Annotated in this window: 27 protein-coding genes, 1 other RNA gene and 1 pseudogene; 16 read left to right on the top strand and 13 right to left on the bottom strand. The window is 57.7% G+C overall.

The annotated features are described in order from the left end of the window. Positions 1 to 5: 5 nt before the first annotated feature. Positions 6 to 791 carry a transporter substrate-binding domain-containing protein gene (locus RYA97_RS16870; RefSeq protein WP_002551557.1) on the bottom strand — a complete coding sequence of 262 codons (786 nt, stop codon included), beginning with the start codon at positions 789 to 791 and terminating at the stop codon, positions 6 to 8. Between the two features lie 249 nt (positions 792 to 1,040). On the opposite strand from RYA97_RS16870, the gene RYA97_RS16875 reads away from it, so the two are divergent. From RYA97_RS16875 to RYA97_RS16900, 6 genes are all read left to right on the top strand, one after another. Beyond that, entirely contained in the window at positions 1,041 to 1,745 is a 705-nt protein-coding gene (locus RYA97_RS16875) for a FadR/GntR family transcriptional regulator (RefSeq protein ID WP_002551558.1), read from the top strand. 121 nt (positions 1,746 to 1,866) lie between these two features. After that, positions 1,867 to 2,196, top strand: a complete 330-nt coding sequence (trxA, locus tag RYA97_RS16880) for a thioredoxin TrxA (RefSeq protein ID WP_005744794.1) — start codon at positions 1,867 to 1,869, stop codon at positions 2,194 to 2,196. A 231-nt stretch (positions 2,197 to 2,427) separates the two neighbouring features. Then, entirely contained in the window at positions 2,428 to 3,687 is a 1,260-nt protein-coding gene (rho, locus tag RYA97_RS16885; RefSeq protein ID WP_002551560.1) for a transcription termination factor Rho, read from the top strand. 128 nt (positions 3,688 to 3,815) lie between these two features. Then, a complete protein-coding gene (gene ubiD / locus RYA97_RS16890; RefSeq protein ID WP_002551561.1) occupies positions 3,816 to 5,282 on the top strand; it encodes a 4-hydroxy-3-polyprenylbenzoate decarboxylase in 1,467 nt (488 codons plus the stop codon). Beyond that, positions 5,282 to 6,250, top strand: a complete 969-nt coding sequence (locus RYA97_RS16895) for a CDP-6-deoxy-delta-3,4-glucoseen reductase (protein WP_005744793.1) — start codon at positions 5,282 to 5,284, stop codon at positions 6,248 to 6,250. Before ubiD ends, RYA97_RS16895 begins: the two co-directional genes overlap by 1 nt. A gap of 208 nt (positions 6,251 to 6,458) precedes the next feature. Further along, positions 6,459 to 7,127 carry a gamma-glutamylcyclotransferase gene (locus RYA97_RS16900; protein WP_002551563.1) on the top strand — a complete coding sequence of 223 codons (669 nt, stop codon included), beginning with the start codon at positions 6,459 to 6,461 and terminating at the stop codon, positions 7,125 to 7,127. 12 nt (positions 7,128 to 7,139) lie between these two features. Here the strand turns inward: RYA97_RS16900 and glpT are convergent, their stop codons facing one another. After that, a complete protein-coding gene (gene glpT, locus RYA97_RS16905) occupies positions 7,140 to 8,489 on the bottom strand; it encodes a glycerol-3-phosphate transporter (protein ID WP_002551564.1) in 1,350 nt (449 codons plus the stop codon). A gap of 272 nt (positions 8,490 to 8,761) precedes the next feature. Here glpT and RYA97_RS16910 point away from each other — a divergent pair, with 272 nt between their 5' ends. Beyond that, the gene (locus RYA97_RS16910) at positions 8,762 to 9,427 is read left to right on the top strand and encodes an energy transducer TonB (RefSeq protein WP_011167426.1); all 666 of its coding nucleotides are present in this window, start codon (positions 8,762 to 8,764) and stop codon (positions 9,425 to 9,427) included. Next, positions 9,424 to 10,059, top strand: a complete 636-nt coding sequence (locus RYA97_RS16915; RefSeq protein WP_005778557.1) for a hypothetical protein — start codon at positions 9,424 to 9,426, stop codon at positions 10,057 to 10,059. The genes RYA97_RS16910 and RYA97_RS16915 overlap by 4 nt, the downstream gene beginning before the upstream one ends. Positions 10,060 to 10,349: 290 nt before the next feature. On the opposite strand, the gene RYA97_RS16920 is transcribed toward RYA97_RS16915, so the two are convergent. The 5 genes and pseudogenes from RYA97_RS16920 to RYA97_RS16940 all read right to left on the bottom strand — a co-directional run bounded on the left by RYA97_RS16920 (position 10,350) and on the right by RYA97_RS16940 (position 15,407). Continuing rightward, a complete protein-coding gene (locus tag RYA97_RS16920; RefSeq protein ID WP_223886826.1) occupies positions 10,350 to 10,928 on the bottom strand; it encodes a hypothetical protein in 579 nt (192 codons plus the stop codon). A gap of 209 nt (positions 10,929 to 11,137) precedes the next feature. Then, on the bottom strand, positions 11,138 to 11,929 hold the full coding sequence (locus tag RYA97_RS16925) for a hypothetical protein (RefSeq protein ID WP_005778559.1): 792 nt from the start codon (positions 11,927 to 11,929) through the stop codon (positions 11,138 to 11,140). 47 nt (positions 11,930 to 11,976) lie between these two features. Then, positions 11,977 to 12,249, bottom strand: a complete 273-nt coding sequence (locus tag RYA97_RS16930; RefSeq protein WP_016982320.1) for a bacteriocin immunity protein — start codon at positions 12,247 to 12,249, stop codon at positions 11,977 to 11,979. Next, a pseudogene (locus tag RYA97_RS16935) lies at positions 12,246 to 13,894 on the bottom strand (S-type pyocin domain-containing protein). Before RYA97_RS16935 ends, RYA97_RS16930 begins: the two are co-directional and overlap by 4 nt. 535 nt (positions 13,895 to 14,429) lie before the next feature. Further along, on the bottom strand, positions 14,430 to 15,407 hold the full coding sequence (locus RYA97_RS16940) for an NADPH:quinone oxidoreductase family protein (RefSeq protein ID WP_010192459.1): 978 nt from the start codon (positions 15,405 to 15,407) through the stop codon (positions 14,430 to 14,432). Positions 15,408 to 15,537: 130 nt separating this feature from the next. On the opposite strand from RYA97_RS16940, the gene RYA97_RS16945 reads away from it, so the two are divergent. After that, the gene (locus RYA97_RS16945) at positions 15,538 to 15,945 is read left to right on the top strand and encodes a flagellar basal body-associated protein FliL (protein WP_002551568.1); all 408 of its coding nucleotides are present in this window, start codon (positions 15,538 to 15,540) and stop codon (positions 15,943 to 15,945) included. Between the two features lie 6 nt (positions 15,946 to 15,951). On the opposite strand, the gene RYA97_RS16950 is transcribed toward RYA97_RS16945, so the two are convergent. Beyond that, positions 15,952 to 16,401 (bottom strand): EVE domain-containing protein, encoded by a 450-nt coding sequence (locus tag RYA97_RS16950; protein ID WP_010192464.1) that lies wholly within the window; start codon positions 16,399 to 16,401, stop codon positions 15,952 to 15,954. Positions 16,402 to 16,594: 193 nt separating this feature from the next. Here RYA97_RS16950 and RYA97_RS16955 point away from each other — a divergent pair, with 193 nt between their 5' ends. Next, a complete protein-coding gene (locus RYA97_RS16955; RefSeq protein ID WP_004655149.1) occupies positions 16,595 to 16,747 on the top strand; it encodes a hypothetical protein in 153 nt (50 codons plus the stop codon). A gap of 45 nt (positions 16,748 to 16,792) precedes the next feature. On the opposite strand, the gene RYA97_RS16960 is transcribed toward RYA97_RS16955, so the two are convergent. From RYA97_RS16960 to RYA97_RS16975, 4 genes are all read right to left on the bottom strand, one after another. Beyond that, positions 16,793 to 17,404, bottom strand: a complete 612-nt coding sequence (locus RYA97_RS16960; RefSeq protein WP_005778569.1) for a 5-formyltetrahydrofolate cyclo-ligase — start codon at positions 17,402 to 17,404, stop codon at positions 16,793 to 16,795. A 94-nt stretch (positions 17,405 to 17,498) separates the two neighbouring features. After that, positions 17,499 to 17,677: non-coding RNA, 6S RNA (gene ssrS / locus RYA97_RS16965), on the bottom strand. 30 nt (positions 17,678 to 17,707) lie between these two features. Next, positions 17,708 to 18,037: a cell division protein ZapA gene (locus RYA97_RS16970; RefSeq protein ID WP_003317331.1), complete on the bottom strand. Its 330-nt coding sequence runs from the start codon at positions 18,035 to 18,037 to the stop codon at positions 17,708 to 17,710. Further along, the gene (locus RYA97_RS16975; RefSeq protein ID WP_004655143.1) at positions 18,034 to 18,243 is read right to left on the bottom strand and encodes a TIGR02449 family protein; all 210 of its coding nucleotides are present in this window, start codon (positions 18,241 to 18,243) and stop codon (positions 18,034 to 18,036) included. Before RYA97_RS16975 ends, RYA97_RS16970 begins: the two co-directional genes overlap by 4 nt. A gap of 150 nt (positions 18,244 to 18,393) precedes the next feature. Between RYA97_RS16975 and RYA97_RS16980 the strand changes: the two genes are divergently transcribed. The 4 genes from RYA97_RS16980 to RYA97_RS16995 all read left to right on the top strand — a co-directional run bounded on the left by RYA97_RS16980 (position 18,394) and on the right by RYA97_RS16995 (position 22,832). Then, positions 18,394 to 18,948, top strand: a complete 555-nt coding sequence (locus tag RYA97_RS16980; RefSeq protein WP_004655142.1) for a YecA family protein — start codon at positions 18,394 to 18,396, stop codon at positions 18,946 to 18,948. Positions 18,949 to 19,023: 75 nt separating this feature from the next. Continuing rightward, positions 19,024 to 20,358: a Xaa-Pro aminopeptidase gene (pepP, locus tag RYA97_RS16985; RefSeq protein WP_117140203.1), complete on the top strand. Its 1,335-nt coding sequence runs from the start codon at positions 19,024 to 19,026 to the stop codon at positions 20,356 to 20,358. Further along, positions 20,355 to 21,542, top strand: coding sequence for a 2-octaprenyl-6-methoxyphenyl hydroxylase (gene ubiH, locus RYA97_RS16990; protein ID WP_117140204.1), 1,188 nt, complete (start codon positions 20,355 to 20,357; stop codon positions 21,540 to 21,542). The genes pepP and ubiH overlap by 4 nt, the downstream gene beginning before the upstream one ends. 51 nt (positions 21,543 to 21,593) lie before the next feature. Beyond that, positions 21,594 to 22,832, top strand: a complete 1,239-nt coding sequence (locus RYA97_RS16995) for a 2-octaprenyl-3-methyl-6-methoxy-1,4-benzoquinol hydroxylase (protein ID WP_316892738.1) — start codon at positions 21,594 to 21,596, stop codon at positions 22,830 to 22,832. Positions 22,833 to 22,997: 165 nt separating this feature from the next. On the opposite strand, the gene RYA97_RS17000 is transcribed toward RYA97_RS16995, so the two are convergent. Beyond that, positions 22,998 to 23,990, bottom strand: a complete 993-nt coding sequence (locus RYA97_RS17000) for an AraC family transcriptional regulator (protein ID WP_117140206.1) — start codon at positions 23,988 to 23,990, stop codon at positions 22,998 to 23,000. Positions 23,991 to 24,625: 635 nt separating this feature from the next. On the opposite strand from RYA97_RS17000, the gene RYA97_RS17005 reads away from it, so the two are divergent. Then, positions 24,626 to 25,909 (top strand): MFS transporter, encoded by a 1,284-nt coding sequence (locus tag RYA97_RS17005; protein ID WP_162882944.1) that lies wholly within the window; start codon positions 24,626 to 24,628, stop codon positions 25,907 to 25,909. 214 nt (positions 25,910 to 26,123) lie between these two features. After that, positions 26,124 to 26,705 (top strand): alpha/beta hydrolase, encoded by a 582-nt coding sequence (locus RYA97_RS17010; protein WP_316892740.1) that lies wholly within the window; start codon positions 26,124 to 26,126, stop codon positions 26,703 to 26,705. Positions 26,706 to 26,729: the final 24 nt, after the last annotated feature.

The raw sequence follows: 26,729 nt of genomic DNA on the forward strand, positions 1-26,729 counted from the left end.
AGTGATCAGAGATCGGCAGGCAGCGGTTGCTTCAGCCATTTCTGCGACGCTTTTTCCAGCGCGCCGTCAGCCTTGGCGGCGTTGAGGATCTCGTCGACCTTGCCCAGCAGTTCCGGCTGGCCTTTGTTTACGCCGACATAAACAGGCGAATCCTTGAGTTTCACTTTCAGCGCTGGAATGCGCTTGGGGTTGCGCTCGCTGATAGCGACCATCACCACGTTGCCGCTGGCGATCAGGTCGGTCTGGCCAGCCAGGTAGGCGGCGATGGTCGAGTTGTTATCTTCAAAGCGCTTGATGGTTGCGCCTTCCGGTGCAACTTTCGACAGCTCGATGTCTTCGATCGCGCCACGGGTAACACTGATGGTCTTGCCTTTCAGGTCAGCGATGTCCTTGACCGGAGAATCAGGTGGGCCGAATACCGCCAGGTAGAACGGCGCGTACGCGCGGGAGAAATCGATGACTTTCTCGCGATCCGGGTTCTTGCCCAGGCTGGAGATCACCAGATCAACCTTGCCGGTGGTCAGGAACGGGATGCGGTTGGTGCTGTTGACCGGCGTCAGTTCCAGCTTGACCTTCAATTGGTCGGCCAGCAGTTGCGCGGTGTCGATGTCCAGGCCGCGAGGCTTCATGTCCGGACCGACCGAACCGAATGGCGGGAAGTCCTGCGGAACGGCCACCTTCAAGGTGCCACGCGCTACAACGTCGTCCAGGCCGTTGGCGTGGGCGGGTGTCTGGCTCAGCATCAGGCTGGCAAACAGTGCAGCAAGCAGGGCGCTGTAACGCTTGGTCATAGAAATCTCCGGGCGAAACGTAGGATGTTGGTCCGTCTCCAGTGCACAGCGCATGCCATCAGGCGATGACGTGCCATAACTCAAGCTTTTCAGCGTGTTTATGGTCTTACTGGTCTGACCAGTAAAGGTGTGGCTCGCCCTGCTTTGGCGCGTTGAAAAGTGCTGCCGCCCCAGCACTGGGCGTCGCTTGCCGAATCTTCGGGATGGCGATAAAAGGGATTTTTACTGGACTGACTGGCCTGAACAGTGATGCCCCACACCTCACTCGCAGTACCCGAATCAGCCCTCCGGGCCATTCGCAAGTTGATTGCCGAGCAAGGCTACAAGCCCGGCGAAAGCCTGCCATCGCAGCGCGATCTGGCTGTTTTGCTGGGAGTCAGTCGTGCTTCATTGCGTGAGGCCTTGTCATCGCTCAGCGCATTGGGAGTGGTCAGCGTCCAGCCGGGTAAAGGCGTGTTCGTGCAGTCCATTTCTGAACCAGAACAGCGCACGAGTGGTTTTTCCTGGCCTTTTGAGGCACAGGTTTCTCCGGCCGACACGTTTCAACTGCGTTACGCGCTGGAAGGCTTCGCCGCGGGCCTGGCAGCCGTCACCCTCACCGCTGATGAACGAGACGTGCTTGAAGACAATGTCGAGGCCATGCGTCTGGAATTGCGTGCCGGCGACTTCGAGGCCGCAGCCCGGCTGGACTTCGAGTTTCACCGGCATATTCTGGTCGCCAGTGGCAATCAGGCCATGCTGGGGATCGTGACCGCAGGTGCCGACATCTTCCTTGAGAGCCAGAAAATGCCGTTCATACGTGCGGCAAGGGTCATGGAAACCTGGCAGGAGCACCGCAAGATCCTTCGCGCGCTGGCCCGGCATGCGTCGGGGCCCGCGCAAAAGGCCATGCAGGATCACATCCGTGGCGCAGCGCTTCGTACTGGCATTGTGTTCGTTTCGCCTTCCAGCTGAGCCTCTGCCATAACTCCAGTCATGCACTACCATAGCCAGACTCAATGAACCTTCGCTTCCTGAATGACTTGCGGCCCGCTATGATGAGCGTCGTTTTTCGCCTATGACCTCGGAGACTTCCATGAGCAACGAAAAGATCAAACACGTCACCGACGCTAACTTCGAAGCCGAAGTACTCAAGGCTGAGGGTGCTGTGCTTGTAGATTACTGGGCTGAGTGGTGCGGTCCGTGCAAGATGATTGCCCCGGTGCTGGACGAAATCGCCGACACCTATGCCGGCAAGCTGACAATTGCCAAGCTGAATATTGACGAGAATCAGGAAACCCCTGCCAAGCATGGCGTGCGCGGTATCCCGACGTTGATGCTGTTCAAGGATGGCAACGTAGAAGCTACCAAAGTGGGCGCTCTGTCGAAGTCGCAGTTGGCCGCGTTTCTCGACGCCAACATCTGAAGCACTTCAAAGCCCCGCAAATAGCGGGGTTTTTTTCGGGTGTCGTACTAGACGCCTGGAAAATCAGGTGGTACATTCGGCCCCGCAACGGCTTCTCCGTTGCCCCCTGCTAGCCGTCGCCGACGCTCTCCTTTCGATTTAGTACGCGATCCTGTCGCCTTTTCTGCGGCGCGGCCTCATTAAGCCAAAAGCTTAATTTCCCCCTCCATACATGATTACGTCATTCCCCATATGAACCTGACTGAACTCAAGCAAAAGCCGATTACCGAATTGCTCGAAATGGCCGAACAGGCTGGCATAGAAAATATGGCCCGTTCGCGCAAGCAGGACGTCATTTTTTCCCTGCTCAAACGGCACGCCAAAAGTGGCGAGGAAATATCCGGTGATGGCGTGCTGGAGATTCTCCAGGACGGCTTCGGTTTCCTGCGCTCTGCAGACGCTTCCTACCTGGCCGGCCCGGATGACATCTATGTCTCCCCTAGCCAGATCCGCCGCTTCAACCTGCGTACCGGCGACACCATCGTTGGCAAGATCCGTCCACCAAAGGAAGGTGAGCGTTATTTCGCTCTGCTCAAGGTCGACACGATCAACTACGACCGTCCGGAAAACGCCAAGAACAAGATTCTGTTCGAAAACCTGACGCCGTTGTTCCCGACTATTCGCATGAAGATGGAAGCCGGTAACGGTTCCACCGAAGACCTGACCGGTCGTGTGATCGATCTGTGCGCACCGATCGGTAAAGGTCAGCGTGGTCTGATCGTTGCTCCGCCGAAAGCGGGCAAGACCATCATGCTGCAGAACATCGCGTCGAACATCACGCGTAACAACCCGGAAGTGCACCTGATCGTTCTGCTGATCGATGAGCGTCCGGAAGAAGTAACCGAAATGCAGCGCACCGTGCGCGGCGAAGTGGTTGCCTCGACATTCGACGAACCGCCAACCCGTCACGTACAGGTTGCCGAAATGGTGATCGAGAAGGCCAAGCGCCTGGTCGAGCACAAGAAAGACGTCGTTATCCTGCTTGACTCCATCACCCGCCTGGCTCGCGCCTACAACACCGTCATCCCGAGCTCCGGCAAGGTACTGACCGGTGGTGTCGATGCTCATGCGCTCGAGAAGCCAAAGCGTTTCTTCGGTGCTGCGCGAAACATCGAAGAAGGCGGCTCGTTGACTATCATCGCCACCGCACTGGTTGAAACCGGTTCGAAGATGGATGAAGTCATCTACGAAGAGTTCAAGGGTACTGGCAACATGGAGCTGCCTCTGGATCGCAAGATCGCAGAGAAGCGTGTGTTCCCGGCCATCAACATCAACCGCTCCGGCACACGCCGTGAAGAGCTGTTGACCGCTGATGACGAGTTGCAGCGCATGTGGATCCTGCGCAAGCTGCTGCACCCGATGGACGAAGTCGCGGCTATCGAGTTCCTGATCGACAAGCTCAAGCAGACCAAGACCAACGATGAGTTCTTCCTGTCCATGAAACGCAAGTAACTGGCAGGCTGAAACAAAGAATGGTGTCCTTCGGGGCACCATTTTTTTTGCCCGCGCGCCGCCGATTAGCTGCCTTGAAGGGCTGGAGCAGGTACGATGTGCGTCTATTTGGATAAATGGCCGGGTTAATGAAATTCAAAGATCTTAGGGATTTCGTGCAGCAGCTTGAGCAGCGCGGAGAGTTGAAACGCATCCAGATGCCGATCTCGCCTGTGCTGGAAATGACTGAAATCTGTGACCGTACCTTGCGTGCCAAGGGCCCGGCCCTGCTGTTCGAAAAACCGGTCGGTTTTGATATCCCGGTGCTGGGCAACCTGTTCGGCACGCCAGAGCGCGTAGCCATGGGCATGGGCGCCGAAGCGGTCAGTGAGCTGCGTGAAATCGGCAAGCTGCTGGCGTTTCTGAAAGAACCCGAGCCGCCCAAGGGCCTGAAAGATGCCTGGTCCAAGCTGCCCATCTTCCGCAAAGTCATCGCCATGGCCCCCAAGGTGGTCAAGGATGCACCCTGCCAGGAGATTGTCATCGAAGGCGATGACGTCGATCTCGGCATGCTGCCCGTGCAAACCTGCTGGCCGGGCGACGTCGCACCGCTGATTACCTGGGGCCTGACGGTCACCAAGGGCCCGAACAAGGAGCGGCAGAACCTCGGCATTTACCGTCAGCAGGTCATTGGCCGCAACAAGATCATCATGCGTTGGCTCAGCCATCGTGGCGGCGCGCTGGATTTTCGCGACTGGTGCGCCAAGCATCCCGGCGAACCTTATCCGGTTGCCGTCGCGCTGGGCGCTGACCCGGCGACCATTCTCGGTGCCGTGACGCCAGTACCGGACAGCCTGTCCGAATATGCCTTCGCCGGGCTGTTGCGTGGCTCGCGCACCGAGCTGATCAAGTGCCGTGGCAGCAATCTGCAAGTCCCGGCCAGCGCCGAGATCGTGCTCGAAGGCGTAATTCATCCGGGCGAGATGGCCGACGAAGGGCCTTATGGCGACCACACCGGCTATTACAACGAAGTCGACAGCTTTCCGGTGTTGACCGTCGAGCGCATCACGCACCGTATCAAGCCGATCTACCACAGCACCTACACCGGCCGTCCACCGGATGAGCCCGCCATTCTGGGCGTCGCGCTGAACGAAGTGTTCGTGCCGATTCTGCAAAAGCAGTTTCCGGAGATCGTCGATTTTTACCTGCCGCCCGAAGGTTGCTCGTATCGCATGGCGGTGGTGACCATCAAGAAACAGTACCCCGGTCATGCCAAGCGCGTGATGCTGGGGGTCTGGTCGTTCCTGCGCCAGTTCATGTACACCAAGTTCGTGATCGTCACCGACGACGACATCAATGCTCGTGACTGGAATGACGTGATCTGGGCCATCACCACCCGCATGGACCCCAAGCGCGACACGGTCATGATCGATAACACGCCTATCGATTACCTCGATTTTGCCTCTCCGGTGTCCGGGTTGGGATCGAAAATGGGCCTGGACGCCACTAACAAATGGCCAGGCGAGACCACGCGTGAATGGGGCAGGGCTATCGTCAAGGACGAAGCCACCACACGCCGCGTGGACGAGATCTGGACTCAGTTGGGAATAGACTGATGCGCGTAACCTTGCAGCCGTCAGGTGCGGTGCTGGACACCCTGCCGGGCGAGCGGATTCTCGATGCTGCGCAGCGTCTGGGCTATGAATGCCCGCAGAGCTGTCGTAACGGTAACTGTCATATCTGCTCGGCCTTGCTGGTCGAGGGGCGGGTGATGCAGTCGGGTCAGGAGCTTGATCACGGCGAGATTCATACGTGTGTAGCAGAGCCGCTTGAAGATTGTGTTGTGCTCTGGGATGGCGTGCTGGCCAAGGGTGAACTGCCGGTGCGCAGCTTTGCCTGCCAGTTGAGCGAGTGTGTCGAAATCGGTGGCGATGTCTGGCGGGTAGGCTTGCGCGCCGCGGCAGGCAAACCACCGCGTTATCACGCTGGACAGTACCTGATGATCGAGCGGGAGAATGGCGAGAAGTCGGCATTCTCCATCGCATCGGCACCGCACAGTGGCCGTGATCTGGAGCTGCATGTACTGGCTCGTGAAGACAGTGCGCGCAGCCTGATCGAGCAACTGCAACGCAACAAAATGGCGCGGGTCGAGCTGCCGTTTGGCGATACCCACCTTGCCGAGCTGCCGGACGGGCCGTTGGTACTGATCGCTGCCGGTACAGGTATGGCGCAAATGAACAGTTTGCTTGAGCACTGTCGCTCAGCAGGCTTCAGTCATCCGGTGCATTTGTACTGGGGCGTGCGTCGGCCCGAGGATTTTTACCAGGTCAGCCACTGGGATGAGTGGACGGCACTGCCGAACCTGTTCCTGCACAAGGTCGTCAGTGACCTGTGTGGCTGGGAAGGGCGCTGTGGTCTGCTGCACGAGGCAGTTTGCGAAGACATCAAGGACCTGTCGGCGGTTTACGTCTACGCCAGCGGCTCGCCTGCCATGGTTTACGGAACGCTGGACGCTCTTGTCAGTGCCGGAATGGACGCTCACCAGATGCGCGCAGACGTATTCGCCTACGCACCGCGTCCGTAACGCCGGACTGACGGCTGCATAACTGGAGTGTAAATTGCTTCAGCTGCTTATAGCTTACGGCGATGTCAATTCGCCGCCAGACAACTTTTTGTAGAGGCAGGCCTTTGGTCTGTGGCAACAACCGAACCACGACACCCTGATGCCGCTCACCCACGAGCGAGTCAGCGGGGCTCGGTAAAAACTGACAGCCAGACTGTCAGGGGGGCAAATGGAGAATCCAATCAACGAGTTGGCCGCTGCAGTGCATGACGGCCTTGGGCTGACGTACCCGCCCGTTATCGATCTGGGTCCGCAGCTTACCCGCGAGCAACTGCTCGCATCCATGGACGCCACCATGCGTCTTCACAAAGGCGGCCCGGTCTGGCTGTTCGCCTACGGCTCGCTAATCTGGCGTCCCGAGTGCACTGCGGTAGAGAGCCAGCGCGGTCGAGTGCACGGTTATCACCGTGGGCTTTACCTGTGGTCGCACGAACATCGCGGTACGCCTGAGGTGCCAGGCCTGGTATTCGGGCTGGATCGCGGCGGTTCATGCACCGGCTTTGCCTATCGCCTGCCGGATGAATGCCTGGAGAAATCGCTGCTGGCCTTGTGGGAGCGTGAGATGCCGTATCCGTCGTATCGCCCGCACTGGCTCAATTGCCGCCTTGAAGACGGCAGGAAAGTACAGGCGCTGGGCTTCGTGCTGGAACGGCATTTGCCCAGCTACGCTGGCAACCTGCCCGACAGCGTGCTGAGCCAGGTGCTGGCCAGCGCCAGCGGGCGCTATGGAACCACTCGCGAGTACGTGGAACAGACGGCCAAGGCCCTGCGTAGCCACGCCATGCCAGACCTGAATCTGGAGGCGCGGCTCAAGCGCTGCAAGTCAGAGACCGCCTGACCGGCCTTTGGGTCAGTCCTTGGTATCGCGCGAGGTGCTGGCGACCTGTTTGTGCCGCAGCGTCGGCGCAAGGAATGCCATCGCCAGAATGCACGCGCCGATCAGCAGCACAAAGCCGCCGTCCCAGCCGAAGTGGTCGACCGTGTAGCCCATCGCAGCACTCGCCGCGACCGACCCGCCCAGGTAGCCGAACAGCCCGGTAAAGCCGGCTGCCGTACCCGCTGCCTTCTTCGGTGCCAGTTCCAGCGCCTGCAGGCCGATCAGCATGACCGGGCCGTAGATCAGGAAACCGATAGACACCAGCGCGATCATGTCGACGGTCGGGTTGCCTTCAGGGTTCAGCCAATACACCAGCGTGGCAATGGTCACCAGAAACATGAACACCATGCCGGTCAGGCCGCGATTACCCTTGAAGATCCTGTCCGACATCCAGCCGCACAGCAGCGTGCCCGGAATACCTGCCCACTCGTAAAGAAAATAGGCCCATGAGGTCTTGTCGACCGTGAAGTGCTTGGCTTCTTTCAGGTAGGTCGGGGCCCAGTCCAGCACGCCGTAGCGCAGCAGATAAACGAACACGTTGGCCATCGCGATGTACCACAGGAACTTGTTGCGCAGCACGTATTTGACGAAGATTTCCCGGGCGCTGAATTCCTCTTCGTGGCTGGCATCGTAGCCTTCCGGGTAATCGTTCTTGTAGTGCTCGATAGGCGGCAGGCCCACCGATTGCGGGGTGTCGCGCATGGTGGCGAAAGCAAATACCGCCACCAGCAGCGCAACGGCTGCCGGCACATAGAATGCTGCGTGCCAGTCGTTGGTCCAGCCCATGCCAAGCAGGAACAGCGGGCCAATCAGGCCGCCGCCAACGTTGTGCGCCACGTTCCACACCGACACCACGCCGCCGCGCTCTTTCTGCGACCACCAGTGGACCATCGTCCGCCCGCTTGGCGGCCAGCCCATGCCCTGTGCCCAGCCATTGATGAACAGCAGCACGAACATGATCGTGACACTGGACGTCGCCCACGGCGCGAAGCCGAAGATGAACATGATCCCGGCAGATACCAGCAGGCCGAAGGGCAGGAAGTACCGCGGGTTGGAGCGGTCCGAAACGATCCCCATGAGGAATTTCGACAAGCCGTAGGCAATCGCGATGGCCGACATCGCCACGCCCAGCTGGCCACGCGTATAGCCTTCGTCGATCAGATACGGCATCGCCAGCGAGAAATTCTTGCGCAGCAGGTAGTAACCGGCATAACCGATAAAGATGCCTGCGAAGATCTGCCAGCGCAGACGCCGATAAGTGCTATCGACCTTTTCTTCGGGAAGGGGTGCCTGATGCCTGGCGGGGCGGAAAAACCCAAACATGGAGAAGCTCCTGATTATTGTTTTTTTGCGAATGCGAATATTACATTTTCATTACAGAAAAAAGCAGTGCCTTCGGACTGATTTTTGTAGGAGATACAGACGTTTTTCTGTTCTTTTATGAACATTTGGCGAGCGTTTGTATGTGTTTCAAAAGTTTGGGATGGGTCCTACAGGCGTATCGGAAGACGCGTGCTTACTGGCCTTTCGGCAGGCTTTTACCATCGTCGTCATTGCGCCGCAGCGGCGCACCACGACGATGAGCCCTTACAACAATGAGAATTTCCGCCTTCATGATTGCCGTCGCACTGGCCCCGCACGTTGGCGCGACGGAGTCATTTCTGGTGCCGGTGTACACGCCAGCACCGGTGTTTCCTCCTGAACTGGTCAAGACCCGCTACGCAGGCAAGGTCCGGGCACAGCTGTGGATAAAGTCCGACGGTCAGGTCCGCGAAGTCAGGGCCGTAGAGAGCGGCCACCCGCAACTCGCCGAAGCGGTGGAGCAGGCGCTCCGCCAGTGGCGTTACAAACCCTGGGTCGGAACAGTCGGCGCGCCGCCCATGACCACGATCACCGTGCCGGTGATTTTCGGCTCCCATGGCTATAGGCGTTTCAATACCGAAGTCACCGTCGGCTTGGGCAATATCCGTTGCGGTTACCTCAACCACGAAGTGAAATCCGCCCGCCAGGACTATCCCAAAGAGCCGCTGAGTAAAGTCGACGTGTTCTGGTACACCGGGCAGGCGCTGTTCGGCAGTCATGTTGCCCACCAGCGCAGCGAGCCCCAGCGCAAGGCGTTGCTTGAATTGCTCGGAGCGTCGATACCTGCGGTAGTGAGCAACTGCAGAAGCAATCCGGATCATCTATATGGGGATTACCTGCCTGGGCCGGTCAAGGTATTGATGGTCGGGTTGGCCGAGCAAGCGGAGGGCAGCGAATGAGCCGCGTGCTGAGTGTGATCGTGTTGGCGGGGTTACTCTCGGCGGGGACAGCACAGGCGTTGCCGTCGTATCCGGTACCGTTGTATATGCCGGAGCCGGACTATCCGGCGTCGATGCGTTATGCCTTGGTAAAAAACAGTGTCACCGTCAGGATTTTCATTCAGGCCGATGGCGGCGTGCGCTTTCTTGAAGTGCGGGGGGCAACTGATCCGAGGTTCATCAGCCTGACCCGAAGTGCTGTTGAACTATGGACCTTTGAACCCTGGGACCCACCGGCCTCTCATCCCGAGGGCGAAGCAGTCACAGTCACGTTTACCTTCACAGGGCGACCACACAGCAACCCGCCGCTGACAGCCAATGCCGAGCTGAAGCAGGAGTTGTGCTGGCAGTTGAACAGGGAAATGTTCGAGGGTCGCAAATGGCGCAAGGACGTCAAGCCGGATGCGCTAATGCGGACAGAGCTGTACCTGTCGAGCGGTCCGGTCATAGAGCAATTTCTCACCCTGGACGAGCGTCAGGCATTGGTTGTTGAGCTGCTGGAGGCGGCGCCGGGCATTATCGCCCAATGTCAAAAGAATCCGATGCGTAAGTATGTGGATTATTTGCCGGAGAATGTGAGGAAGGTGTTGTAGGAAGGGCGGGGCATCAGCGAAGTGCCAGTATCAAAGCAGTTTCAGAATGCAGCCCTGTGGTTGACGACGACCCTGTGTTTCATCAGAATGCTCGCGAGGGCTCAATAAGAGCAGGGCCTGCTCGATTCAATGACGATACCGGCGAGCAGGTGTGGATTGTGCGAGGCGTCACTCGTGCGGTAGCGGCAACTGGCGACAACGGTTGGCTTTCGACCCCTTTCAGGCCTCGTGTCTGGACGTGCTAAGCAAGCGCTGCGACTACCAGCCCTCTCGTACTCTGAAAAAGGCGCCTATGGCGCTTTTTTTGGTTTCAGAGTCCCTACTTTGATCGCCGGTCGCCTCCTAAGTATTTTGTAGGCGGTGACCACCGAGTAGAAAAATCCTCGTTCAGCTTCTTCTTGTGGCGACAAAATTGCGCACCCTCTGGCATTGCGTATGACCGTAAGTCGATGCCCATCACGCGTCTGATAACCCTCGCAATAAATCTGTGCACCTGCACTTAAAATTCCGGCAACAAATGCAGATACATCCTGAATGGTTTTGCAGCCAGACTTGGCCAGTTCATGACCGTGCCCCTGCCAAATGTGGTTGACTCCAAAACCGCTACTGAAGCCGAAATGCTTACCTACACGCAAATAAATTTCTCCGCCTGGCAAGGTCAGGTTGCGGCTTTCGTACATAGAAATGTAACCGAAGCTCAACTCTCCTGAGGTCGGGTGAGGGATGCAATAATCTTTGTCTAGAGTGGAAAAGTCATAAGCTGTCGGCATATCCGCCGTGGCCAAAACAGTCTGCGTTACCTGGTAAGCCAAGTCAGGCTCGGTCGGCGGCGTTAATGCTGACAAAATCAAGTCGTCCGTAACAAGCAAGGCCCGAGTCGGGAAAGCGGCTATTTTCTCACAGCTTTAATCGTGTTAACGGCGAAGTTGCTATCAGTTATTTCAAGGAGGCGGAGGTCAGGGTCGAGCATGATTTGAGTAGCGATCAGGTCTGTTTTGATGCCTTGTGTCAGTTCCACTTGATGCACAGTGCCGGGACCAAAGCGTCATCGCCTTGGTCCCGGCCTTGTCGCGAAAGATTAGTGAGTGGCGTTCATATGTTGAATTGTTTCAAGCTGGCTCAGTCCGAGCGCGCCGTGAGCGTTGATCGCGTTCGAGAAGTCTGTGATCGCGATTTCGATAGTGCCTCTCAGTACCTTGATTGCATTATCGATTTCTCGCGATGCTTCAGGTCCAAATGTCACCTCGACCGCATGGCGGGATTCGGCCTCTTTAGCGCGAGCTTCCTCGGCGTTGCGTAAGGCCAAAGCGTGCTTGGCTTCTTCGACCTGACGCTGTGCAAGTTGTAACGCGGCCTCTATGGCCCGCTGCTGCGCTGCTTGTTCCTCCGCGAGTCGTCGAGCTGCCGCTTCAGCCTCGGCTCTTGCGCGCGCTGCTTCTTCGGCTTGGCGGTGTGCGGCTTCTTGGGCCATGCGCTCGTTATACTCGCGTTCCTGTTCTATTAGCCGAGCATGCAGCGACTCGAGATTGCCTTTGAGTTCGTTTAGAAAGCGGATGCTCTCCATATGAAAGCGGGCGTCTCCCGTCATATAGTAAAAATCAGTGGGCACTCCGCTTGGCATACCCCGCATCTGTGCGTTTAACTCAAGAGACGATTTATCCCAGGGGGCAGTGCCCCACAAAAAATACGAATTGTCGATGTGGTCCTGTCGCAAGGGCGCACGTTTGCTGGCAACCAGATGATTGATAGCGTGTATGTGTTTATCGGTTATATCGATGTAACGTGTTCCGTTCCAGTCGCCGACGTGAGCCGCAAGCTCGGCTTGCAGAAAGCCAGGTAATTGCTGAAGGTGATGATGTAATTCTTCCATGGATGATTTCCTTTTTATAGTGTTTGAGCTGTTAGTTTATGGAGGGCTTAACTTTTGAATCCAGGCTTGCCATTTTTAGCTCGCCATTCTTTGATTACTTTCAGAACTCCTTCGGGGCTGTCCTCTTGGCCTTCCTCAGGATAAAATATTACGTCCGACTGTGCGGGGTGTTCGGTCACTTTAATGAAATGCTGCAACAATACGTCGACATATGCCCCATATTCTTTCCCTTCAAGCTTGTTGCGCTCGGGAGAGAACTCCCTCAAAAAATCAAGAAACTCTTCTTCAGTGTAATCTTCAATTTTTTCTTTCATAATCATTGTGAACGGTTCCTATGATGCTCTATATGTTGTTTTGGTGTCATGATGACTAGATTGTCTACGTCATACACCGCCCCGCCGTTTGCAATTTCTTCCTTGTGGTGAATCTCGAATTTTGTACGCCGTCCTACCTGATCTTCTAATTTTGGATGCGGTGCGTTACCGGCCTTCATTAATTGCAGGTTCCGCTGACTAAACTGTTGACTGATTTCTGAGTCATTTGCCACAGCTTTCCAGATGGATTCTCTCTGACGGCCGAAATTGCTGAAGCGTACCCCACGCAATTGATCTGCAACTTGAGAAGGAATTGGAGCCCCCTCAGCCCGAGTCCTAGCGTCTAACCAAGTGTTTGTTATGCGCTCACCAAACCCACTCGCAACCCCCGGGATCGACCTCGGGTCCTTGAACAGCAGGTAGCTATTCGGCAGCCCTGAATCAATCGGCGATATGAGAATGTAATCATCAGGATCATCTCGATCAATCGCCGGGTAAGCTTCAAGCTCGGGTACAAAAGGTGTCACCACGTTGCCTGGATCTTTCGGCAACGCGGGTGGCCCTGCGGGTGAGCTTGTCGAACTGTCCGCCGGTTGTGCTATTGGCGTCCATATAAGGGCCGGTGTCGATTCCCCGTCTCGGATAAACTCGTAGGAATTGTTCAGTGCGTTATAGGTGAAAGTTCTTACGCGAACCTTGGTACCTACTTTCACACCATCCGCAGCTACCCAGCGTGCAGCGCCGCTTGCGCCAGCTCCATCGGACGTCAGTCGATGAGGCACATCCAGCGTGCCTTTGACGCTGGCAAGGTACTGCAGATCAATATGCGGTGGCAGGTTGAGCTGCGACAGAGGTGTGGCGATCACAGCAGGCGGCAGCTCTGAGTCGCCCAACGGTTGTGGATACATCGCCAGCAAGGTGACCAGATTGCTGCCAAGCGTTCTGGTCGCGATCCTGATGAGCTGGTCTTTCGCGATGTTGGTCGCAACGGTCCTGATGCCCGGTGCTGCGGTGGTGGTTGACGCGGGGGCAATAACTGACCACAGCTTGTTGATGCCAGCGGCCTGTCGGGATGATGTCCGATCTGCATCCTGACTCGCCGTTTTATCGGCTAGCGACAGTTCAGCATGGCGCATGGAAAGTGCTGCTGATTGTTCATTGAGCAGCGTGACCGACTCGGCAAGAAGCTTTGCTTGGTAGGTTTGAGATAACGCGTTTACCCACGCTTCATGGGCCTGCTGCACACGTAGAGGATCACCCTGGCTGAAGTACACCAAATAGTTGAGGTGGTCCTTTTGTGTGGCATGGTCAAGTTCTTGACCGGTCAGACTAATAGCCTGAGTGCGACGCTCTTCCAGTAAAGGCTGTTTGGTTGCGAGTAAGTAGTTAACGCTGGTTTTTTCTGAAGTATCAGCTCAAGAGCCTGCTTGTCGCCTGGGTAATCAACATTCAGGTCATGACCCGGCGCTATTTCTTTTTGAAGAGTATTCGGCAGCGACGCAGAAGCCAGTAAATAGTTTTGTGCAAATCCAGATTGTAACGACGGGTAGGCATTCGTCAGCGCTTCAAGAGCCAGTCGATGAGCCTGATCCTTTTCGGCCTGTGCACGTACTTGCGCTTCAATACGTTCTCGCTCGGCGGCTTCTGCCATTGCCTGGGCATGTGCCTCAGCGTCTACTCTTGCGAGGTGGGCCGCGTGTTCTTCCGCTTGCCGCTGGGCCGAAGCCTGAGCTTCTGATCTGGCTTGAGCGCGAGCGCGGGCGCGTTTTTTGGCTCTTTTACTACTTGAGCCACCAAAGCCGCCGCTGAGTCCTCCATTGAAGCCACCACCAGTTCCACTGTTGAAGCCGAACGACCAATCGCCACCCTGGCGTGTTCTGGATCCGTGAGTAGCATCAGGGGCGCCGGTATGCTGAGGGCTGACCTTTACTTCAATTCCGCCGCCCGTGTTACTTCCAGGTCCAGTAATACTGGTATTTACGCTTTTGTTACCTCCCATGTTAGGTACTACGTATAGATGCTTTTGTTCTTGTTCATTAGGGTTTTGGTCTGCCATACATTAAGTCCTTGTTTGTGTATGGCGATACAGTATTTCCTCAAGAGTGGTTAGGTGGTGTAGATATATATTTTTCTTAACAGTTTCGACTTGATACTAACGATTTACTTAATAGTACAGGCTCAAGGTATCAATTCACCAAAACCACCACCTTCCCCACAGCCCTGCGCTCACCCAACAAATCAATCGCCTCCCCGGCCTTTTCCAGCGGATAAACCGTTGACACCAGCGGCTTCAATTTCTCTTCTTCAAACCACGCAAACAGCTGCTTGAAGTTCGCCGCATTGTCCTGCGGTTGTCTCTGCGCAAACGAGCCCCAGAACACGCCGACCACCGATGCGCCCTTAAGCAGGGTCAGGTTGACGGGCAGGTCCGGGATGCGGCCGCTGGCGAAGCCGACGACCAGCAGGCGGCCGTTCCAGGCGATGGCGCGGATGGCCTGGTCGAAGAGGTCGCCGCCGACCGGGTCGTAGATGACGTCGGCGCCGTTGCCGTTGGTGAGACGTTTTACTTCGTCCTTGAGGCTGGTTTCGCTGTAATTGATCAGTTCGTCTGCGCCTGCGTTTTTGGCGACTTCAAGTTTTTCCGCGCTACTGGCGGCGGCGATGACGCGGGCGCCGAGGGCTTTACCAATTTCCACGGCGGCCAGGCCCACGCCGCCGGATGCGCCGAGCACCAGCAGGGTTTCGCCGGCTTGCAGGTTGGCGCGTTGTTTGAGCGCGTGCATGGAGGTGCCGTAGGTCATGCTGAACGCCGCAGCGCTGGTGAAGTCCATGCTCGTCGGTATCGGCAGTACGTTGTAACCGGGTACAGCGACCTGCTCGGCAAAACTGCCCCAGCCGGTGAGGGCCATCACGCGGTCGCCGGGTTTGAGATGGGACACCTTTTCACCGACGGCCGCTATCACGCCGGCGGCCTCGCCACCCGGCGAGAAAGGGAAGGGTGGCTTGAACTGGTATTTGCCCTCGATGATCAACGTGTCGGGAAAGTTGACCCCGGCGGCGTGTACGTCGAGGAGGATTTCGTTCTTTTTGATCTCGGGGCCAGGCACGTCTTCAAGCACCAGCGTGCTGGCCGGACCGAAGGCTTTGCATAACAGGGCTTTCATTAGGCTATTCCTTTTTCGGTAATGGCCGATAAAGTGAGTTAAGTGGGTTCTCGGGTCAACAAGCATGGCCCGGCCTGATAAGCACACATAAGCTGTAAGCTACGTGGCAAACCGTATTAAGGAGTGGACTGTGAAAGCGTGGATTCTGGTATTGCTGGCCTTGTCATTGCCTGTCATGGCGCAAGAGGAAGCCAAGGAAGAAGGCGGCCCGCCCAAAGCGGCCTATGTCTCGCTGACGCCACCGTTCGTGGGCAACTACGCGCTGGATGGCGGCCCCAAGCTGCGCGTCTACAAGGCTGACATCGCGTTGCGTGTAACGGGTGCCGATGCCGAGGCGGCGGTGAAGCGCAATGACGCCTTGATCCGTAATCAACTGGTGTCGCTGTTCACTCAGCAGACGGTTGATTCCATGAGCAGTGCTGAAGCGAAGGAAAACATTCGTCAGGAAGCGCTCAAGCAGGTGCAACGCGTCATGAACGATGAAGAAGGCAAGCCGATTGTCGAAGACTTGCTGTTCAATAACTTCATCGTTCAATAACGCGTGTCAGCGCAGTGCCAGGATCGCCGCCCACTGTTCGGCGGTGACGGGCATCACTGAAAGCCGACTGCCTTTTTGCACCAGAGGCAGTTGCTCCAGCTGGCTTTGTTGTTTCAGATAACCGAGCCCCAGCACGCTCTTGAAGACATCCACAAACTCGACGTCTATGGCACTCCACGGGTTTTTATCCGCGGTGGCCTTGGCGTCGTGATAGTGGCTGTCGGGGTCCAGCGCAGTGGGGTCTGGATAAGCGGCTTTGGCGATTTTGCCGATGCCGGCGATTCCCGGCTCCGGGCAACTGGAGTGGTAGAAAAAGAATTCGTCACCCTCTGCCATGGTTCTCAAAAAATTACGCGCCTGATAGTTGCGCACCCCGTCCCAGCGAGCGTTACCCCGGTTTTGCAGGTCGCTGATCGAGAATTCGTCAGGCTCGGACTTCATCAGCCAATAGGCCATTGCTCTCTCTCCAGAGACAAAAGTTCACGGTATTACCGACAGTTTGATCACAAACCGACAGTCGGCTTGCGCCACTATTTGCGTACTGGTTCACGTTACCGCAAAATGCCGCCCTTTAAAGCTCCACGCTGTTGCACGGCCTATACAAAAACCGATGCTGACATCGTATTGATTTGCCTAAGGAGGGCAGTCAATGAAACGCAAGCCTGATTTACTCTGGATTCTGGTTATTCTGTTTGGCTTGGGTGTCGTGACAACCGGTTATGCGCAAAGCTTGTGGACCAGCAAGGATGACGCTCCAGTCGAGATCACTCAACAACAGCAAAAAGTCCCCGGCAGGCATTAAGCCCTGCTTCTGCTCTGATCGTTGATTGCCCTGTTGGCTGAACGATCAGAGTATCTGTGTCAGATACCAGCCTTTATCAGATACCGTGCCTTGTAGCGGTACATCCCAACTGGCCTGCGCCAGTCGATCCACTTTCTGACATTCGTGAGCCAGCCCGAGCAGAACCGGTTTGCGCCAGGCCTTCCTGCGCGCCAGATACGCCAGGCTTCGGTCATAAAACCCTCCGCCCATGCCCAGGCGACCGCCTTCGTTATCGAACCCTACCAATGGCATAAGCACCAGATCGAGTGCCCACACATGGCGTTGTTTCGCGCGGTTGATGAGAGGCTCGGGAATGCGGAAGCGATTGGGGATGAATTTCTCGCCTGGACGCACGCGCTGAAAAACCATGCGCGTGCGCGGCCATGCATTGAGCACTGGCAGGTAAGTGGCCTTGCCGCGTCGTTGTGCTTCACGCAGCAGCAGCCGCGGGTCGATCTCGCCATCCATCGGCAGGTATAGCGAAACATGCCGGGCACGTCGAAACAGCGGGTGCTGCGCCAATTGTCGGTAAACATCGCGGGCGGCTTCGCGTTGCTGGCTGCGAGTCAGCGCCCTGCGTGCCTTGCGTAGCTGGCGGCGCAGTTGCGGACGGGTGAGCGATTGGGCGCTGGTCATGAGCAGAAGGTCATGCAGGCTGATCCGGGAAGGGGGTTGAAACCAGAGCAGAATCGTCGTTGCCAGACAGCAGGGCTGGCAACGAACTGAATGTGGACTCCCCGACGAACCGCTGTCGGTTTAGCCCTTGAACCCGAAAGTTCAAGGTGGAGATTGCAGGAGGTTTTAAGGCTTTCCGTCGAGCGGACATGCACACCAACCCCAACGTGCAACCCCCGTGGTTGTGCGTATCGGCTCAGGGACATGACCGACTGGCAAGCACTCCAGGGAGCAGCGCGAGTATACAGAAATGCCTCGCAATAATCAGCCCCGAGTTGAATCCGGTGTGCCGGGCGTGTCTGTGGCCAGCACCAGATCGACCTTGTCGAGCAGATCGCGGACCTGTTCGCGAGTCGAACCGCTAGTCTGTACGTCAGGCAAATGTTCCTTGTGCAGCAGGTCGTGAGTGATGTTGAGCGCGGCCATCACGGCGATGCGATCGGCGCCGATGACTTTGCCGCTGCTGCGGATTTCACGCATCTTGCCGTCCAGATAACGGGCGGCACTGACCAGGTTGGTGCGCTCTTCCTGAGGGCAGATGATCGAGTATTCCTTGTCGAGGATCTGAACGGTAACGCTGTTGCCATTGCTCATGAGTCTTGCTCCAGGGCTTTGAGGCGCGAAATCATTGACTCGACCTTCTGCCGGGCGATTTCGTTTTTTTCAATGAGTTGGGCGCGTTCCTCGCGCCAGGTCTTTTCCTGAGCTAATAGGATTGCATTTTGGCCTTTAAGTTGCTCGGCATACTTCAGGAGCAGCTCCACACGTTTCATCAGCGCTTGCAGGTCGGTGTCTTCCATTGTTTTCCACTGAATACTTTCTGATGAATGGCAGGGGAGGCGATGCTTGTGCTCAAGCTCGAACCGCCGTCCGGGTGATCTTGTCGCGCGGATAGTCTAGGATACAAGGCCTTCATTCTAGACATTGCGCCGTTTGGCGACTAGCTACCCATGCCCATTCAGAATTCTCCGTACAAAGCGTTCGCCACTCTGCTTAACAGTGGCGGTCACCAGGTATCCCCTGCCGAGCTGCATGGCCTGCTGCTGGGGCGCAGTTGCGCAGGTGCCGGTTTCGATAACGAAGGCTGGTTTGCCGATGCTTCGGTGCTGCTGGAAACCGAGCCGCAAGACAATATCCGCCAGGCGCTTATCGGCTTGCAAGAGATGGTCAAGGGCGAACTCACCGGTGACGACATGACCGTCGTGCTGTTGCTGCCGGGCGACGATGAGCCGCTGACCGAGCGTGCTGCCGCGCTGGGCCAATGGTGTCAGGGGTTTCTGGCAGGCTTCGGTCTGGCCATTGGCGACAAGACGCTCGGCACTGAAGCCAAGGATGTTCTTGAGGATCTGGCGGCCATTGCCCAGGTTCAGGACGCACTGGACGAGTCCGAAGACGGCGAGACCGACTATATGGAAGTCATGGAATACATGCGCGTAGCGCCATTGTTGCTGTTCACCGAATTCAATGAGCCTGCTGCGCCGCAACCCAAGCCTTCTCTGCACTGATTGCCCATCACTGCGACACCGGCCCGCGCTGACGACAGTGCGGCCCGGTAGACTCCATCAGGACTCCTGCTGCCCATGATTCAGATCCCGAAGTCCGAATACGCCCGCCGCCGCAAGGCTCTGATGGCTCAGATGGAGCCTGACAGCATTGCCATCCTGCCTGCTGCGGCGGTTGCCATTCGCAATCGTGATGTCGAGCATGTCTACCGGCAGGACAGTGACTTTCAGTACCTGAGCGGCTTTCCCGAGCCGGAAGCGGTGGTGGTGCTGATTCCCGGACGCGAATATGGCGAGTACGTTTTGTTCTGCCGTGAACGCAACCCCGAGCGCGAATTGTGGGAAGGTCTGCGCGCCGGACAGGAAGGCGCGATCCGCGATTTCGGTGCGGACGATGCATTCCCGATCAACGACATCGACGAAATTCTGCCGGGCCTCATCGAGGGCCGTGACCGGGTCTATTCGGCGATGGGCAGCAACCCTGAATTCGACCGGCATCTGATGGACTGGATCAACGTGATCCGCTCCAAGGCGCACCTCGGTGCTCAGCCGCCCAAGGAATTTGTCGCGCTGGATCATCTGTTGCACGACATGCGCCTGTACAAATCGGCGGCGGAAATCAAAGTCATGCGCAGCGCGGCGGACATCTCTGCGCGTGCCCATGTGCGAGCAATGCAGGCCTGTCGCGCAGGACTGCACGAGTTCAGCCTGGAAGCCGAGCTGGATTACGAATTTCGCAAGGGCGGTTCGAAGATGCCGGCCTACGGCTCAATCGTCGCCTCGGGGCGCAACGGTTGCATCCTGCATTACCAGCAGAACGATGCGGTTCTCAAGGATGGCGATCTGGTGCTGATCGATGCGGGCTGCGAAATCGACTGCTATGCCAGTGACATCACCCGGACGTTTCCGGTGAGCGGCAAGTTTTCTCCCGAGCAAAAAGCGATCTACGAGCTGGTGCTCAAGTCTCAGTATGCGGCTTTCGAGGCCATCAGCCCCGACAAGCACTGGAACCAGGCGCACGAAGCGACGGTCCAGGTTATTACCGCAGGTCTGGTCGAGCTGGGTTTGCTGCGAGGCGACGTCGATCAGTTGATCGAGAGCGAGGCCTACAAGATGTTTTACATGCACCGTGCCGGGCATTGGCTGGGCATGGATGTGCACGACGTCGGCGAATACAAGGTCGGCGGCGAGTGGCGTGTACTGGAGGTCGGCATGACGCTGACTGTTGAACCCGGGATCTACATATCCCCCGACAATCTGGACGTCGCGAAGAAATGGCGAGGTATTGGTGTGCGAATCGAAGACGACGTGGTTGTAACCAGGCAGGGCTGTGAAATTCTGTCCGGTGGCGTGCCCAAGACCGTCGCCGAGATCGAGGCGCTGATGGCGGCTGCAAAGGCACAGGTCGCATGAGCCGCTTTAATATCGCCATCGTCGGCGGCGGATTGGTGGGTGCAAGTCTCGCGCTTTCACTTCAGGCCGGTGCCAGGGCACGTGGCTGGAAGATCGTGCTCATCGAACCCTTTGCGCCGGGTGAAGCCTGGCAGCCCAGCTACGATGCGCGTTCTTCGGCACTGTCGTTCGGCTCGCGACGCATCTATGAGCGGCTTGGCCTCTGGCAGCAGATATCCCGCCGCGCCGAGCCGATTCTGCAAATTCAGGTCTCGGACCGTGGCCGCTTCGGCGCGACCCGTTTGTCTGCGATCGAAGAGGGTGTTCCGGCGCTCGGCTACGTGGTCGAGAACGCCTGGCTCGGTCAAGCACTGTGGGCGGGGCTGGATCGGGATGTCGTCAGTTGGCGTGTGCCGGCCGAGGTCAGGCACATGCAGCCGCTGGCCGATGGTTATCGCCTGAGCCTGAGTGACGAAACCGAGCTGGATTGTGATCTGGCCGTGCTGGCCGATGGCGGTCGCTCCAGCCTGCGCGAGCAGCTGGGTATTGGAGTGCGGCAACGGCCCTACGACCAGCATGCGCTGATTGCCAATATCACGCCGAGCGAAGCTCACTGCGGGCAGGCGTTCGAACGTTTTACCGAGGACGGGCCGATGGCGCTGCTGCCATTGCCGGAAAACCGCTGTGCGCTGGTCTGGACGCGTCCGGGCAACGATACCCAGCGCCTGGCCGAGCTGGACGACCGCAGTTTTCTGGAAGAGCTGCAGGGCGTGTTTGGCTATCGCCTGGGCACGCTGCGTCAGGTCGGTGCGCGGCATGTCTACCCCCTGGCGCTGATCGAGGCCGAAGAGCAGGTGCGTTCGCATCTGGTGATTCTGGGTAATGCGGCGCACAGCCTGCATCCGGTTGCCGGGCAGGGGTTCAATCTGTCCTTGCGTGACGCCGATGCACTGGCCGAGACGCTGCTGGACAGCGCCGCGCCGCCCGGTGAGTTGTCTACTCTGCAGCTCTACCGTGAGCGTCAGCGTCATGATCAGCAATTGACCGTGGGTTTCTCCGACAAGGTGACACGCCTGTTCGGCAGCTCCCGGTCGGCGGTTGCCACCGGGCGTAACGTCGGGTTGCTGGGCCTGGACCTGTTGCCAGCCGCCAAGCGCTGGTTTGCCCGCCAGGCCATGGGCCTGGGGACTCGATCCGATGTGTGAATCACACACTTTAAACACACGGCTGCGGCCGCAAGCGAGAACGGTTTGACCATGGAAACGCGCGCAGATGTGCTGATTGTCGGAGCCGGAATGGTCGGCAGCGCCCTTGCTCTGGCGTTGCAGGGCAGCGGTCTTGATGTTCTGGTGGTCGACGGTGGGCCGCTGAGCGTCAAACCCTTTGACCAACACTCGGCTTTCGAGCCACGGGTCAGTGCCTTGTCGACAGCCAGTCAGCGAATTCTTCAGCGGCTGGGCGTATGGGAAGGCATCGCGGCCCGTCGCATCAGCCCGTACGCGCACATGCAGGTCTGGGATGGCAGCGGCACCGGGCAGATTCACTTCTCTGCCTCCAGCGTGCATGCTGATGTGCTGGGCCATATCGTCGAGAACCGCGTGGTGCAGGATGCGTTGCTCGATCGCCTGCATGACAGTGACATCGGCTTGCTGGCCAATGCGCGGCTGGAGCAGATGCGCCACTCCGGAGATGACTGGCTGCTGACCCTGGCCGACGGTCGCCAGTTGCGCGCACCGCTGGTGGTTGCCGCCGATGGTGCCAATTCTGCGGTGCGCCGCCTGACCGAAACGCCGACCCGTGAGTGGGATTACCTGCATCACGCTATCGTCACCAGTGTGCGCACCGCTGATTCCCACAGGAAAACTGCCTGGCAGCGTTTTACCGACGACGGCCCCTTGGCTTTTCTGCCACTGGAGCGCGAGGGCGAGTACTGGTGCTCTATTGTCTGGTCAGTCACACCGGCTGAAGCCGAGCGCCTGATGGTGCTGGAAGATGACCTGTTCTGTCGTGAACTGGAGCAGGCATTCGAGGGGCGTCTGGGTCAGGTAGTGTCTGCCGATGAGCGCGTTTGTGTGCCACTGCGTCAGCGTCACGCCAAGCGTTACGTTGCCAGGGGGTTGGCGTTGATTGGCGATGCGGCACATACCATTCACCCGCTGGCCGGGCAGGGCGTGAACCTGGGCTTTCTCGACGCAGCCGTGCTGGCGCAAGTCCTGACCCACGCTGCCGGGCGTGGTGAACGCTGGTCTGACCTGCGCGTGCTGGGCCGCTACGAGCGTCGTCGCATGCCGCACAACCTGGCGCTGATGGCCGCAATGGAAGGCTTCGAACGGCTGTTTCAGGCCAACCAATTGCCACTGCGCTGGTTGCGTAATACCGGTTTGAAAATGGTCAACCGGATGCCCGAAGCCAAGGCACTGTTCGTGCGCGAAGCGTTGGGGTTGTCGGGAGATTTGCCTGAGCTGGCGCGGATTGAGCCCGCCACTACCCTATAGGGTCGGATGCGGAGCGTCGCACGATAGTTGAAGATCGTTCCTCATGCTCCAGCGTAGGAATGCCTTGCGTGTGCGCCGCGCCGCTTAATCAAGAGAGGACGCAGAGCGTCCAGAACGGCATGCGACGCGGAGCGTCGCACGATAGTTGATGATCGTTCCTCATACTCAGCGCACCAATCCGTTGCGATACTGCCCTGGTGTCAGTCCGGTCCAGCGTTTAAAGGCGCGGCTCAGGCTGGTGGTGTCGGTAAAGCCCAGCAGGTAGGCGATTTCGCTCAGCGAGCTTTGCGGATCGTTCATGTGCAGCAATGCCAGGTTCTGGCGGCATTGATTGAGCAGCAGGTCGTAACAGCAGCCCTCGTCGGCCAGATGACGTTGCAAACTGCGGGTGCTCAGGTGCAGGGCTTCGGCGATGGTTCTGACGGTGGGTTCGCCATCCGGCAGAAGGGTTTCGATGGCCGAGCGAACGCGCTGCTCCCAGATCAGCGAAGGTAACGGATCGCCCCTGGATTCCTGCCCGTTTACCTGTACCGGGCCGTCATCCAGGTGGCTGTCGAACTGATCACCGCCAAATTCCAGCAAGTTCTCTTGCGCCGCGAACATCACCGGCGAGCGGAACAGATCCTGCCAGGGCTGCGGATTATCAGGTGCGGGACGTTGCAGATGCACCGCCAGCGGCGCGTAGCCCCTGCCTAACCGGTTGCGGCAGGTGCGCACATAAATGGCGGCGAATGCATCCAGCAACTCATGAGCGGGTAGCTGACACGATTTCGGCGTGCCGAAGCGGAATTCATAGCGCTCGCCCACCGTTCTGAAGTCCAGCTCCAGAGAGTCCTCAGCCATTGAGCGGTAACGTACGATGCGTTCGAAAACCTCACGCAGTGAACCGCTGGCCACCAGCGTATAGCCCAGCGCGTGGAACGACGTGGGGCTGACAAAGCGCGAGACACGCAAACCCAGGGTTGGATCAAGGCAGGCCTGTACCGCTCGCTGCCAGAGGTCGGCGGTGATGTCTGAGGGAAACTGTGCGCCGGGATCACCCAGCATATTCGGGTCTATGCCAGCGCTCTGGCACAACGCGTTGCTATCCACGCCCAAGGCATCGAGCTGCTTGCGCAATGCAGGGGTCCAGCTGGCGAGACTGCTTGGCTCAGGCATGTGGACGCCTCTCCCTGACATGAGGTGATTCAGCGTCGGGCTGTGCCGACATGGTTTCGCGGGGCATTTCCGTTGCCTGACGCCGTGACCAAGAATGAAAGCTTTTGTGACAGTTGTACAAGTCTTTAGACACGTTTCTTGCCATCGGGCGGCAATCGTCACGTGTCAGGGGCGTCGGGCAGCGCTGAATAGGTCAAAGCGGCCTATGAATACGCTTCGACCAAGCAGTTGTCGTATAACAAAAAAACCGAGCCTTTTCAGTAAACCTCCGCGGGCCCTTTTCCTGAGGAAGCCGAGCGTTGATGTCATTTGACACTGGCATGGCAAATGACTATAAATGCGCCATGTTGTACGACAACCTAAGACTTGCAGAAAATTACAACCACAAAAATAATTCAAAGAGTAACAAGTCCATGACCAGTCTGATTTCTCAGGCAATAAAAAAGTTTATATCCCCCGTTTTTTCGACTTTTTCGCACGATTGTCGGCGAATTACCTCGATAACCTTGCCTGAAACGCCCGTAATCTGAAGTTACATAAAACCAGCCGCCTCACGGTCATGGCCGCGGGACGCTCATCGCCAATCTAAAAATAAACAGGGTGAAGAGATGAAAATAAAAGGCATTCGGTGGTGGATGGTGGGGCTGGTAACAGCTGGCCTGGTCGTCAACTACCTTGCACGCAACACGCTGTCCGTCGCAGCGCCGACGCTCATGAGCGAACTGAGTATTTCCACCGAGCAGTACGCGCACATCGTCGTCGCCTGGCAGCTGTGCTACGCCATCATGCAGCCGGTGGCGGGCTACATTATCGACGCCATCGGCACCAAAATGGGTTTTGCGATTTTTGCCATTGCCTGGTCGGCTGCCTGCGCTGCCGCAGCGTTCGCAACCGGCTGGCAGAGCCTGGCCATCTTCCGTGGCATGCTCGGGCTGACCGAAGCGGCGGGCCTGCCGGCAGGCGTCAAGGCCACGACCGAATGGTTTCCGGCCAAGGAGCGTTCGGTTGCCATCGGCTGGTTCAACATTGGCTCGTCGTTCGGCGCATTGCTTGCGCCCCCGCTGGTGGTCTGGGCCATCCTGCAAAGTGGCTGGGAGCTGGCGTTTCTGATTGTCGGTGGTCTGGGTATCGTGTGGAGCGGGCTATGGCTGCTGTTGTATAAGCACCCGCGTGACCAGAAGCGTCTGGGCGATGCCGAGCGTGACTATATTCTCAGCGGCCAGGAATCGCGTCTCAAGGATGCACCTGCCCAGAAAGGCAGTTGGAAACGCCTGTTCAAGAACCGCAATTTCTACGCTATCGCTTCGGCGCGCATCCTGTCCGAGCCGGCCTGGCAAACCTTCAACGCATGGATCCCACTGTACCTGATGACCGAGCGGCACATGAACATCAAGGAAGTCGCGATGTTCGCCTGGCTGCCGTTTCTGGCGGCTGACATCGGCTGTGTACTGGGTGGCTATCTGAGCCCGCTGTTTCACAAATACTGCAAGGTTTCGCTGTTCACATCCCGCAAGATGGTCATGCTGTTCGGCTGCTCATGCATGATCGGCCCGGCCTGTATCGGGCTGGTCGAAAGCCCTTACACCGCTATCGCATTGCTGTGCATCGGTGGTTTCGCGCACCAGACACTGTCGGGCGCACTGTACTCGATCACCTCGGATTCGTTCGGCAAAAACGAGGTGGCCACGGCGACTGGCATGGGCGGGATGTTCGGTTTTCTGGGCGCTGCAGCGTTCACCATGGTGTTCGGTGTGCTGGTCACCAAAATCGGCTACAGCCCACTGTTTGTGGTACTGGCGATTTTCGATATCGTCGCCGCCATTGTGGTGTGGACCGTCGCCCGCGAAGTGCCGCAGAACGACGAGGCCGTGGCGCTGAGCGTTGATAAATCGGGTTCTCGAACTGTTCCCGCAACGTGAGGCCGTCGTAATCCTGTAACGAACTGCGGATATTCTCTGCTCTGAAAGTGATTTTTTATTAGAGGCCGTTCCTCGAAGGCAGGGGACGGCTTCTTTTTTTGCCTGATAGCTGATATTCGTTTTAGGAATTAATAAATAGCTTCTTATTCCTTAGCGAATATAACTTCCATCCCTATACTCGTCTCATGAACGCATACATGCAGGAGGCGAATCCATGCATAACGAGTCGATCCGGTATCTGATCGCGCCAGGCTGGCAAGGGTCTCCTGATGATCATTGGCAGACCCACTGGCAAAACAGCCTGCCCAACAGTACGCGCGTGGAACAGGCCGACTGGCTCAAACCACGCCGTGAGGATTGGGTGGGCGAGTTGCAACGCACGATTGCAGCGCACAGCACGCCGGTGATCCTGATCGCTCACAGCCTGGGTTGCGTGACAGTCGCGCATTGGGCACAACTCGCACCGCTGGAGACCCTGCGTCAGGTGCAAGGTGCGTTGCTGGTAGCACCTGCCGACGTCGAGCGTCCGAATTGCCCGCCTGCATTGCGTAATTTTGCGCCGATCCCTAATGATCTACTGCCGTTTCCGACACAGATTGTCAGCTCTGACAACGACCCTGCGGTCAGCTCTCAGCGCGCTATGGAAATGGCCCGTCACTGGGGGGCGGAAGTCGGATTTCTGAGTCAGGCCGGGCATATCAACGTCAAGTCCGGTCATCAGCGCTGGGAGCAGGGGTTTGCCTACCTGTACCGGCTGCAAAACCGTCTGGAGCAGCATGCGCGTCGTCGCGCATGAGCGGCAGCTTGTTTATCGACCCAA

Source organism: Pseudomonas syringae group sp. 26L6, assembly GCF_032587815.1.
GTDB classification, from domain to species: domain Bacteria; phylum Pseudomonadota; class Gammaproteobacteria; order Pseudomonadales; family Pseudomonadaceae; genus Aquipseudomonas; species Aquipseudomonas amygdali.